This window comes from Micromonospora aridisoli, from assembly GCF_056150025.1.
Genome location: NZ_JAXCFK010000003.1, coordinates 256,344 through 267,251 on the forward strand (window position 1 = coordinate 256,344; position 10,908 = coordinate 267,251).

At 71.3% G+C, this 10,908-nt stretch carries 12 protein-coding genes; 8 read left to right on the plus strand and 4 right to left on the minus strand.

The window, feature by feature from the left end; translation table 11 throughout:
• Positions 1 to 148: 148 nt before the first annotated feature.
• The 3 genes from SM447_RS08180 (at position 149) to SM447_RS08190 (ending at position 2,462) form a co-directional block, all read left to right on the plus strand.
• A complete protein-coding gene (locus SM447_RS08180; RefSeq protein WP_474572125.1) occupies positions 149 to 1,066 on the plus strand; it encodes a proteasome assembly chaperone family protein in 918 nt (305 codons plus the stop codon).
• Positions 1,067 to 1,197: 131 nt separating this feature from the next.
• Entirely contained in the window at positions 1,198 to 1,995 is a 798-nt protein-coding gene (locus tag SM447_RS08185; protein WP_474572126.1) for an exodeoxyribonuclease III, read from the plus strand.
• 155 nt (positions 1,996 to 2,150) lie between these two features.
• The gene (locus SM447_RS08190; protein ID WP_474572127.1) at positions 2,151 to 2,462 is read left to right on the plus strand and encodes an antibiotic biosynthesis monooxygenase family protein; all 312 of its coding nucleotides are present in this window, start codon (positions 2,151 to 2,153) and stop codon (positions 2,460 to 2,462) included.
• A 12-nt stretch (positions 2,463 to 2,474) separates the two neighbouring features.
• Here SM447_RS08190 and SM447_RS08195 read toward each other — a convergent pair whose 3' ends face one another.
• Entirely contained in the window at positions 2,475 to 2,708 is a 234-nt protein-coding gene (locus SM447_RS08195; RefSeq protein WP_474572128.1) for a hypothetical protein, read from the minus strand.
• A 198-nt stretch (positions 2,709 to 2,906) separates the two neighbouring features.
• Here SM447_RS08195 and SM447_RS08200 point away from each other — a divergent pair, with 198 nt between their 5' ends.
• On the plus strand, positions 2,907 to 3,149 hold the full coding sequence (locus tag SM447_RS08200) for a GntR family transcriptional regulator (RefSeq protein ID WP_474572129.1): 243 nt from the start codon (positions 2,907 to 2,909) through the stop codon (positions 3,147 to 3,149).
• Positions 3,150 to 3,184: 35 nt separating this feature from the next.
• Here SM447_RS08200 and SM447_RS08205 read toward each other — a convergent pair whose 3' ends face one another.
• Positions 3,185 to 3,868: a class F sortase gene (locus SM447_RS08205; protein WP_474572373.1), complete on the minus strand. Its 684-nt coding sequence runs from the start codon at positions 3,866 to 3,868 to the stop codon at positions 3,185 to 3,187.
• A gap of 408 nt (positions 3,869 to 4,276) precedes the next feature.
• On the minus strand, positions 4,277 to 4,885 hold the full coding sequence (locus tag SM447_RS08210) for a hypothetical protein (protein ID WP_474572374.1): 609 nt from the start codon (positions 4,883 to 4,885) through the stop codon (positions 4,277 to 4,279).
• Between the two features lie 189 nt (positions 4,886 to 5,074).
• Between SM447_RS08210 and trmB the strand changes: the two genes are divergently transcribed.
• The 4 genes from trmB to SM447_RS08230 all read left to right on the plus strand — a co-directional run bounded on the left by trmB (position 5,075) and on the right by SM447_RS08230 (position 10,315).
• A complete protein-coding gene (trmB, locus tag SM447_RS08215) occupies positions 5,075 to 5,782 on the plus strand; it encodes a tRNA (guanosine(46)-N7)-methyltransferase TrmB (RefSeq protein ID WP_474572130.1) in 708 nt (235 codons plus the stop codon).
• Positions 5,783 to 5,903: 121 nt separating this feature from the next.
• Entirely contained in the window at positions 5,904 to 8,408 is a 2,505-nt protein-coding gene (locus SM447_RS08220) for a DEAD/DEAH box helicase (protein WP_474572131.1), read from the plus strand.
• 119 nt (positions 8,409 to 8,527) lie between these two features.
• Positions 8,528 to 9,172 (plus strand): hypothetical protein, encoded by a 645-nt coding sequence (locus tag SM447_RS08225; protein ID WP_474572132.1) that lies wholly within the window; start codon positions 8,528 to 8,530, stop codon positions 9,170 to 9,172.
• A 312-nt stretch (positions 9,173 to 9,484) separates the two neighbouring features.
• Positions 9,485 to 10,315: an endonuclease domain-containing protein gene (locus tag SM447_RS08230; RefSeq protein WP_474572133.1), complete on the plus strand. Its 831-nt coding sequence runs from the start codon at positions 9,485 to 9,487 to the stop codon at positions 10,313 to 10,315.
• Positions 10,316 to 10,426: 111 nt separating this feature from the next.
• On the opposite strand, the gene SM447_RS08235 is transcribed toward SM447_RS08230, so the two are convergent.
• A complete protein-coding gene (locus SM447_RS08235) occupies positions 10,427 to 10,801 on the minus strand; it encodes a cytidine/deoxycytidylate deaminase family protein (RefSeq protein ID WP_474572134.1) in 375 nt (124 codons plus the stop codon).
• Between the last annotated feature and the right edge of the window lie 107 nt (positions 10,802 to 10,908).

Here is a 10,908-nt window from a genome sequence, read left to right on the forward strand (position 1 = left end):
GCAACCGCGTACCGTCGGCCGATCGCACGACGACACCGGGCCGGGCGGACCGCCGCAGCCGGAATGCACGAGGATGGCAGGTACGTTCTGGCGATCGGGATGCCGTCGATTCGGTGACCCGTTACGCACACGCAGGGAGGCCGCACCGGTGCTCGACCCACACGAGCTCTACGAACTCACCGACGATCTGCCCGACCTCGGTCAACCGGTCCTGATCCAGGCGCTCACCGGTTTCGTCGACGCCGGTAACGCGAGCCGGCTCGCCCGCGAGCAACTGCTCACATCGCTGGAGTCCCGCGCGATCGCGCGGTTCGATCTGGACCAGCTCTTCGACTACCGCTCCCGCCGCCCGATCATGACCTTCGTCGAGGACCACTGGGAGAGCTACGACGCCCCGGAGCTGGAGCTGCACCTGCTCCACGACGACGACGAGACCCCCTTCCTGCTGCTCACCGGGCCTGAGCCCGACCTGCAGTGGGAACGGTTCACCGCCGCCGTCGCCGGGCTCGCCGCCCAGTTGGACGTACGGCTCACCGTCGGGCTCAACGCGATCCCGATGGCGGTGCCACACACCCGGCCGACCGGCGTGACCGCGCACGCCACCCGCCGGGAGCTGATCGCCGGCTACGAGCCGTGGCTGCAACGGGTCCAGGTTCCCGGCAGCGTGGGCCACCTGCTGGAGTTCCGCCTCGGCGAGGCGGGCCGCGACGCGCTGGGCTTCGCCGCGCACGTGCCGCACTATGTGGCGCAGGCCGAGTACCCGGCCGCCGCCGAGGTGCTGCTGGCGTCGGTGTCGCGCAGCACCGGGCTGCTGCTGCCCAGCGACGGGCTGCGCTCGGCCGCCGAGGTGGTGCGGGTGGAGATCGATCGACAGGTCGCGCAGAGCGACGAGGCCACCACCCTGGTCCATGCGTTGGAGGAGCAGTACGACGCGTACGCCCGGGGTCGTGGCGAGAAGAATCTGCTCGCCACGGAGAACGGCCCCCTGCCCACCGCGGAGGAACTCGGCGCGGAGCTGGAGCGTTTCCTCGCCGAACAGACCCGCCCGAACAACGACACCCCCTGAGATGCAAGGAAGGGCCCCTTTTTAACGCCTGGTGTATAGGAAGGGCCCCCTGCTAACACCGCGCCGCCTGTACCGCCGCCACTCCCGTGCCGCGGCGGGCGGGCCGGGCCGGGATACGGCAGGCTGACACCATGCGCCTGGCGACCTGGAACGTGAACTCGGTGAAGGCCCGGCTGCCCCGGCTGCTCGACTGGCTGGCGGGCACCGGGCCGGACGTGGTCTGCCTCCAGGAGACCAAGTGCCCGGACGGTGCCTTCCCGGCGACCGAGGTGGGCGAACTGGGGTACACCGTGGCCAGCCACAGTGACGGTCGGTGGAACGGGGTCGCCATCCTGTCCCGGGTCGGCCTGGCCGACGTCACCGTCGGGTTCTCCGGCGAGCCCGGCTTTCCCGAGCCGGAGGCGCGGGCCATCTCGGCCACCTGCGGCGGGCTGCGGGTCTGGTCGGTGTACGTGCCGAACGGCCGTGCCCCCGACGACCCGCACTACGCGTACAAGTTGGCCTGGTTGGCGGCGCTGCGGGACGCGCTCGACGTCGAACTGACCACGGGGGTGCCGCTGGCCGTCTGCGGTGATTTCAACGTGGCCCCCACCGACGACGACGTCTGGGATCCGGCGCTGTTCGTCAACTCCACCCACGTCACCCCGCCCGAGCGGGCCGCGCTGGCGGCGCTGCGCGATCTCGGGCTCACCGACGTGGTGCCGACCCCGATGAAGGGGCCGCACCCCTTCACCTACTGGGACTACCGCGCCGGCATGTTCCACCAGAACAAGGGCATGCGCATCGACCTGGTGTACGCCTCGACCCCGCTGGCCCGCGCGGTCCGCTCGGCGTACGTCGACCGGGAGGCCCGCAAGGGCAAGGGTCCCTCCGACCACGCCCCCATCGTCGTCGACGCCGACCTGATCCCCACCGTCGAGTCCTTCTGAGGGCCCCGCCACTGCTGACCCCGCGATTCAAGATCCGTGCAACTTCGGGGATGTTGCTGGCTCAACGTCGACCGAGGCAGCACTATCGGGGAAGTTGCACCGACCATGGACGTCGGGCGGGACGGTGTCGCGGGGAGGGTGGTTAGGGTGGCGTCATGGCTGTTGTGAAGATCAACGCGATCGAGGTCCCGCCGGGTGCCGGCGAGGAGTTGGAGAAGCGGTTCGCCGCCCGGGCCCGCGCGGTGGAGAACTCCCCCGGCTTCCTCGGCTTCGAACTGTTGCGCCCGGTCGCCGGCGAGGACCGTTACTTCGTCTACACCAGGTGGGAGACCGAAGAGGCCTACCAGGAGTGGGCCGCCGGCCCGGCGCGGGCCGCGCACGCCACCCCGCCCGGCGCCGAGCAGCGCCCACCCGTCGCCTCCGGCGCCACCCTCCTCGAATTCGAGGTCGTCCAGCAGGTCCCCTGACCGGCCGGCCCGTCACCGCTTCTGGAACATCACGGCCGCGATCTCGACCGTGACGCCGATCGCCCAGTCCAGCTGAGGGCATTCGGTACGCCCACGACACTCCAGGCATCCGCCCACCTCGAACGGGTCAGCGAGCGCACGGGTCCAGTGGAGCTCCAGCACCCGGTTGGCCTCGAAGAGTCGGCGGATGGGCGAGTCTTCGTCAGGATCGTCGAGCGGCACGGCGAAGACCTCCGGCGTGATCACGATTGGCCCCGCCCAAGGGGGCAGAGACCCTGCGTCGCGCTCCCCTTGGACGGCTTCGTGATGGGGTCCAGCGTTTGCCGAACGAAGAACCCAACCACGACCATCACCTTAGAGACCTTTGGTACCTAAGGCAATGTTGGTCTTGAAGGTGGATGCCACTCATGATCCGATGGAAGGTGCCGAACGAAGGACCTTCCCATGCCGATACCAACCGGCGGCTACCGCGAGGTGGCCGAAGACCTGGCAACCCGAATCAAGAGCGGCGAGTATCCGCGAGGTGAGCGGTTGCCGACCTACAAGGAACTGGCCGACCTCTACAGCGTGAGCGTCACGACGGTTCAGCGAGCGATCATCATTCTTCAAGATCGCGGAATGGTCGTCGGTTTACAGGGCCGCGGCCTGTGGGTCGCCGAGGAGCTACCGGGCCGATCTCAGGGCTGACGGCCATCCTCCTGCACGTCCGTCAACGGCATCTGTCAGGCGGGGCGGGTGGTGGTGAGGGTGGCGAAGGCGATGACGTTGTCGGCGTAGCCGGTGCCACCGCCTACCCACTCGCCGCCGCAGGTGATGAGCCGCAGGCCGGCCGGGCCCTCGTGGCCGTAGACCCGGTCGGCCGGTAACCGGTCCTTGGGGAAGTGCTCCACCGACTCGACGGTGAACACGGCCACCGAGTCGTCCTCCCGGACCACCTCGACGGTGTCCCCCACCTTCAGCTTGCCCAGGTTGTAGAAGACCGACGGGCCGCTCTTGGTGTCCACGTGCCCGACGATGACCGCCGGACCCGGCTCCCCCGGCACAGGCCCGCGGTCGTACCACCCGGTCTCCTCGTGCCGGCTCAGCGGCGGCACGTCGATCGACCCGTCCGGCGCGTCCCCGACCGGCTTCACCGGTGCCGAGACGTCGATCGACGGGATGGACAGGCTCACCGGCCGCGCCGCCGTGCGCGCGGCGGGTGCCACCGGTGCCGTGCTGGAATCACGCTGGCCGCCGGTGGCGGCCCAGTCCAGTCCGACGCTGTGCCCGAGGCCGGCACCGGTGGCGAAGACGCCGGCCAGCACGAGCACCGCCGCGAGCGGCAGCGACCAGGGACTACGCCCGGACCGCGCCGCGCGGTCGGATTTTGCCGCGTTCCGGGGTGCGCGACGCCGGTCGGTGGACAGCGGCAGCAGGCCGGAGCGGCGGGCAGCGGGATCGGGGACAGCCGCCCGGCCGTGCGCGCGCGGCTCCAGGCCGGAACCCGACCTCCGGCCGTCGAGGCCCGGCACAGGACCGGGTCGAGGCTTCCGACCGTGCGGAGGCGGTACCCGGCCGGCGGGTGGGGGCGCGATCATTTCCCGGCGAGGCGTGGACCCTGGCGGAGGGGGCGGGCTGGCCGGCGGCACGAACAGGTCGGCCCGGTGGGTCGGACGGGGTGGGCCACCGCCGAGGCGGGCCGCCCGACCGGAGCCGGCGGGAGGAGCCGCACGACCGGAGCCGGCGGGAGGGGCCGTACGACCGGAGCCGGCGGGAGGGGCCGTACGGCCGGTGGAGCCGGTGGGGCGGGGTGCGCGGGCGGCGGCCACGGCGGCTCACCGCCGGGTGCCACGACGGCGCGTCGCGGTGACCCAGAGGACCATGCCGGTGACGGTCAACGCCAGGCCGCCGGGGAGCAGCAGATTCGAGGTGACTGCGCCGGCACCGCCGCCGAATCCGGTCGCCGGCCCCCGGCTGGGCTTCACCTGGCGTACGACCTGGATCATGGTGGAGGCGGTCTCGCCACCCCGGCACTCCAGCTTGACCCGGTAGTTGCCGGGGAGCACCCGGTCCTTCACCATGGCCGTGCCGGTCAGCAGCCCACGCTGCGGCTGCACCGCGACCCGGCCGAACGCGTCCGAGACGACGATGGCCCCGACCGAGTTGTCGTGGCAGCTGGCCCGGATGCCGACCAGGTGGCCCGGCTCCACCATGCTCGGCGAAACCTCCACGAACACACTCGGGCCGGGCTGCGACGTGGGGGCCGACCCGCCGGGCTGCCCGGCGGCGATCGGTGCGCCGCCGGCCAGGGCTGCTGCCTGCGGCGACAACGACACGGCCCGCGTCGCCAGCGGTGCCGCCACGGCGGGCGTCATCGACAGCAACGGTGCGGCCAACGCGGCCGCGAGCAGCGGCACGACGGCCGTCAGGGTGCGCCGCGGCAAGAGGGGCGGGACGGCCGGCCGCGCCGGACGAGTGCGGGTCACTGCTGACACGAGGCCCCCTCCCGGTGCGCCGGGGCGTTCGCCGGGCTCCCCCGGGACACCCGGTACTGCCTTACCCCGATGATGGTCTCATCACCGGTCGTACATCACATCCGGTCCGGCGCGGTACTCGCGTACGCTCGTCTGGTTGTGACCACCACCGACCCGACTCCCGCCGTCGTCGCGCCGCACGCGGCGCGGGCGATCCGCACCTACCACCCGCGTCGCGGCCGGATGAGCGGCCGGCAGGTGGCGGCGTTGGAACAGCTCTGGCCGCGGTACGGCCTGCGCGTCGCCGACGTCGACCCGTTCGATCCGGTCGGCCTGTTCGGCCGCCGCGCTCCGCTGGTGGTCGAGATCGGTTCCGGCATGGGCGACACGACCGTCGAGATGGCCGCCGCCGACCCGGATCGAGATTATCTGGCGGTCGAGGTGCACACCCCGGGAATCGCGAACCTGCTGGACCTCGTCCACCGGCGTGACCTGGGCAATGTCCGGATCGTCGAGGGCGATGCGGTGGAGTTGCTCGATCTGCTGCCGTCCGGCTCGCTGGACGCGGTGCACGTCTTCTTTCCGGACCCGTGGCCGAAGTCCCGGCACCACAAGCGGCGGCTGATCCAGCCGGCCCACGTGGCCCGGCTGCGTTCCCGGCTGGCCGTCGGCGGCACGCTGCACTGCGCGACCGACTGGGCGGAGTACGCCGAGTCCATGCGGGCGACCCTCGACGCCGACCCGGGCCTGGTCAACGCCTACGACGGGTACGCTCCCCGGCCCGAGCACCGGCCGGTGACCCGGTTCGAGCGGCGGGCGTTGCGCGCCGGCCGCCCGATCGCCGACCTGATCTACCGCCGCCGCTGAGCGTGCAAGGAAGGGCACCTTCTTAACGCCTGGTGGATAGGAAGGGCCCCCTGCCAACACCACCGCCCGCCCGGAGGCCGGTTGGCGTCCCGGCACCCGATCCAGGCACCATGGACCGGCCATGACTCTCACCGCCGCGCTGCCGAAGACCGCCGACCCCGACACCCTCTACGACGCGTTCGCCAGTTGGGCGTCCGAGCGCGGCCTGGACCTCTACCCCCACCAGGAGGAGGCGGTCATCGAGATCGTCTCCGGGGCCAACGTGATCATGAATACGCCGACCGGCTCCGGCAAGAGCCTGGTCGCGGTCGCCGCGCACTTCGCCGCCCTGGCCGACAACCGGACGACCTTCTACACCGCGCCGATCAAGGCGCTGGTGTCGGAGAAGTTCTTCGCGCTCTGCGAGGTCTTCGGCGCCGAGAACGTGGGCATGCTCACCGGCGACGCCAGCGTCAACGCCGATGCCCCGGTCATCTGCTGCACCGCGGAGATCCTGGCCAACCTGGCGCTGCGCGAGGGCGGCCGGGCCGACGTCGGTCAGGTGATCATGGATGAGTTCCACTTCTACGCCGAGCCGGACCGGGGCTGGGCCTGGCAGGTGCCGCTGATCGAGCTGCCGCAGGCGCAGTTCGTGCTGATGTCGGCCACGCTGGGCGACACCACCCGGTTCGTCGACGACCTGACCCGGCGTACCGGCCGGCCGACCGCCGTCGTCCGCTCGGCCGAGCGGCCGGTTCCGCTGCTCTTCTCGTACGCGATGACGCCGCTGCACGAAACCCTCGAGGAACTGCTGGAGACCAAGCAGGCCCCGGTGTACGTGGTGCACTTCACCCAGGCCGCCGCCCTGGAACGCGCCCAGGCGCTGATGAGCGTCAACGTCTGCACCCGGGCCGAGAAGGACATGATCGCGCAGGCGATCGGTGGGTTCCGGTTCACCTCCGGCTTTGGCAAGACGCTGTCCCGGCTGGTCCGGCACGGCATCGGGGTGCACCATGCCGGGATGCTGCCGAAGTACCGCCGCCTGGTGGAGACCCTGGCCCAGGCGGGCCTGCTCAAGGTCATCTGCGGTACGGACACCCTCGGCGTCGGCATCAACGTGCCGATCCGCACCGTGCTGTTCACCGGCCTGTCCAAGTACGACGGGGTGCGTACCCGGTTGCTCAAGGCCCGGGAGTTCCACCAGATCGCCGGGCGGGCCGGGCGGGCCGGCTTCGACACCCTCGGCCGGGTCGTGGTGCAGGCGCCCGAGCACGTGATCGAGAACGAGAAGGCCCTGGCGAAGGCCGGTGACGACCCGAAGAAGCGGCGCAAGGTGGTGCGCAAGAAGCCGCCGGAGGGTTCGATCGGCTGGGGCAAGCCCACCTTCGAGCGCCTGGTGGAGGCCGAACCGGAACCACTGACCTCCAGCTTCCAGGTCAGCCACTCGATGCTGCTCAACGTCATCGGCCGCCCCGGCGACGCGTTCGCGGCCATGCGGCACCTGCTCACCGACAACCACGAGGACGCGGCGGCCCAGCGCCGGCACATCCGCCGGGCCATCGCGATCTACCGGGCGTTGAAGGCCGGCGGGGTGGTCGAGGAACTGCCCGAGCCGGACGAGACCGGTCGGCGGGTCCGGCTCACCGTGGACCTCCAGCTCGACTTCGCGCTCAACCAGCCGCTGTCGCCCCTGGCCCTGGCCACCATCGAACTGCTGGACACCGAGTCCCCGTCGTACGCCCTCGACGTGCTCAGCGTGATCGAGTCGATCCTCGACGACCCGCGTCAGGTGCTCTCCGCGCAGCAGTTCAAGGCCCGTGGCGAGGCGGTCGCCGCGATGAAGGCCGAGGGCATCGAGTACGAGGCCCGTCTCGAACTGCTCGACGAGGTGACCTGGCCCAAGCCCCTCGCCGAGCTGCTGGAGAACGCCTACGAGATGTACCGGCGGGGGCACCCCTGGGTGGCGGACCACCAGCTCTCCCCCAAGTCCGTCGTGCGGGACATGTACGAGCGGGCGATGACCTTCACCGAGTACGTGCAGTTCTACGGGCTGTCCCGCTCCGAGGGTCTGGTGCTGCGCTACCTCGCCGACGCGTACAAGACGCTGCGGCAGACGGTGCCGGAGGAGGCCAAGACCGAGGAACTGGTCGACCTGATCGAGTGGCTCGGCGAGTTGGTCCGCCAGGTCGACTCCAGCCTCATCGACGAGTGGGAGCGGCTGCGCAACCCGACCGACCTGCCCGACGTCGCCGCCGCCCTGGACGACCGGCCGGCGGCGGTGACCCGCAACCTCCGGGCGTTCCGGGTGCTGGTGCGCAACGCCCTGTTCCGACGGGTCGAGCTGGCCGCGCTACGGCACTGGGACGCGCTCGGCGACCTGGACGCCGACGCGGGGTGGCACGCCGACGCCTGGGCGGACGCGCTGGAGCCGTACTTCGAGTCGTACGACTCCATCGGAACCGGACCGAACGCCCGTGGCCCCGCGCTGCTCATGATCGAACAGGGCCGCTCGACCTGGACGGTGCGGCAGATCCTGGACGACCCGGAGGGCGACCACGACTGGGGCATCAGCGCCGATGTCGACCTGGCCGCCTCCGACGAGGCGGGCGCCGCCGTCGTGCGGATCACCGACGTCGGCCAGCTCTGAAATTTTTCGTACGGGGGCCGTCCGGGATGCCCGGGCGGCCCCTTTCGTGCCCTGGGCGATGTCAGGCCCGTCGATTAGAATGTATGTACTAATCGAGTTCCTGACCTGGGAGGATGCTCGTGACCGCGCCCACCTCCACCCCCCTCACGCCGTACGCCACCCTCCTCGGTTTCACCCGGTACGTGGACCGCACCGGCCCGACCAAGGCCAGCTTCGTCGGCGGCCTGCGTCGACAGCGGGCCAGCCGCTCCGGCTTCAACCCGCACGGCCAGTTCGTCAAGGCACTCAAGGCCGACATCGCCTTCCACACCGGCGGCACCCACCTGGCGCAGGTGGTCGACGTGGTCAAGCCCCGGTGGCGGCCGCTCTACCAGACGCTCGTGCCCGGCGCGACGGCCTGGCTGCACTCGCTCGGCGAGCCGGCGAGCGTCGACCTGGCCCAGACCCGCGACGCCCTCGCCATGCTCGGCGACCTACCCATCAAGATCAACCCGCACTTCGGTCTCCGCTACGCCGACGGTCGCGCCGAAGCCGTCCGGCTGCACTTCGACGAGGCCCCGCCCAGCGAGGAGGCGATGCTGGCGGCGCTGCACCTGACCGCCCGCCACATGGACGCCGTTCTCCCGCACGCCGAGCCGGTCCTGGTCGACGTACGCCGAGGCACCGCCCACCGGATGCCCGACGGCGCCAAACCCGACGAGATCGAACGCTGGCTCGCCGGCGAGGCCGCCGCCTTCCGCGCCATCTGGTCCGCCGCCGCCTGAGTCCGCCCCTCACCCCAACCACCAGCCTCTTCAAGATCCGTTCCAAGTCGGGGAAGGTGCTGCCTTCGGTCAGGTGTTACGCCGAGGCGACATCTTCCCCGACGTTGCTTCCAGCCACGCCTCATCGGGGTGACCCAGATCCCGGTCCACCTGCCGCAGGCCTTCGGGCGGCAGGCGGAGCGGCGGAGCGGCGGAGCGAGTTATCCACAAGGGTGACGCGGGAGGCTTGCGTTCGTCCACGCTGGACGCATGCCGACTTCCGCTCGACGGCCACCGCAGCTTCGCGGGCGCGTGTTCCGAGGTTCCCACGCTGTGGCGCGCGGACTGCTGACCAAGGGCGAGCTGCGCAGCAGGGCATGGCGCCCGGTCTTCCGGGACGTGTACGCCGACGCCCAGCTCACGATCTCCCACCGCACCCGGTGCCAGGCCGCGGCACGGTGGGTGCTTCCGTCCGGTGCGGCGATCGCCGGGCGCAGCGCCGCGGCGCTGTTCGGTGCCGGGCTCGTCGGGGACGCCGAGCCGCTCGACGTTCTGGTGCCGGCCGGGCTTCGGTTCGGGCCGGTCGCTGGTCTCGCGGTACACACCGCCGAGGTCGCCGAGGCCGATCTGCTGTCGCACGCCGGGATACCGGTCACCACGCCGTTGCGGACCTGCTGGGATCTGGCTCAGTGGCTCGACACCGAAGCGGCCGTGGTCGCGGTCGATCGTCTGCTCAATCGGCGGCTGGTGAGCGCCGACCAGCTGCGGGAGCTGGTGAACCGCCGTCGTGGTGCCCGAGGCTGGAAACGCCTGCTCCGCGTGGCTCACCTCGCCGAGCCCGGCGCGGAGTCGCCTCAGGAATCCCGGCTGCGGGTGCGGATCGTCCTGGCCGGTCTCCCCCGGCCGGTCACCCAGTTCGTCGTGCAGCGGAACGGCAGGTTCATCGCGCGGGTGGACCTCGCCTGGCCGGACCTCAAGATCGCGGTCGAGTACGACGGCCGCTGGCACGACGACCCGCAGCAACTCCACCGCGACCGGCGACGCCTCAACCGCCTGCTCGGCGAGGACTGGATGGTCCTGCACGTGACCGCCCAACGGCTCCGCGAAGACTTCGACGGCTTCCTCGCCGAACTCCGTCAAGCAATCCGCACCCGTACCCGCTGACTGCGCCCTCACGGAAGCCCCAGCGTGCAACTTCGGGGAAAGTGTCGTCTCAACCCTGCTTGAGGCGACACTTTCCCCGAAGTTGCACACCGCCGTGACGGCGCGGCGGGGTTATTGAGGGGCGGGCGGGGTCAGGTCGGTGACGGGTACGACCTTCGGGGCCTCGGTCGGGCCGACGATGACGCGTAACGCTGGGAAATGGTCGGCCAGGAGCTGGCGGCAGGTGTCGCAGGGGGCGACCAGGGACCGGCCGCGGTCGCCGACCGTGACAATGGTTTCCAGCTCCCCCACGCCCTGGGTGGCGGCGGTGCCGAGCGCGATCGTCTCGGGGCAGGCCCCGCCGGTCGCGTGCACCACGTTCACGGCGGAGATGACCCGACCATCGGCGGTACGGGCCGCCGAAGCGAGGGTGTGGGCGGCACTGCGGCAACGCAGCTTCGCCACCGCGCTGGCGGCCTGCACCAGCGCCCGATCGGTGTCGCGCATCGTCATCGAATCCCCGGTTCCCCGCTCCCAGCCAGCGCTAAGACGATAGACCGCCCCGTCAGGGTGCGACCGCCACGCCCCTGCTCTGCTTCACCGGACGCACCGAT

What these genes read in the sequence shown, in the direction of transcription:
- SM447_RS08200 (WP_474572129.1), top strand. Translation starts at nt 2,907, where the DNA reads ATGCCGATACCAACCGGCGGCTACCGCGAGGTGGCCGAAGACCTGGCA.
- SM447_RS08235 (WP_474572134.1), bottom strand. Translation starts at nt 10,801, where the DNA reads ATGCGCGACACCGATCGGGCGCTGGTGCAGGCCGCCAGCGCGGTGGCG.
- SM447_RS08220 (WP_474572131.1), top strand. Translation starts at nt 5,904, where the DNA reads ATGACTCTCACCGCCGCGCTGCCGAAGACCGCCGACCCCGACACCCTC.
- SM447_RS08190 (WP_474572127.1), top strand. Translation starts at nt 2,151, where the DNA reads ATGGCTGTTGTGAAGATCAACGCGATCGAGGTCCCGCCGGGTGCCGGC.
- SM447_RS08185 (WP_474572126.1), top strand. Translation starts at nt 1,198, where the DNA reads ATGCGCCTGGCGACCTGGAACGTGAACTCGGTGAAGGCCCGGCTGCCC.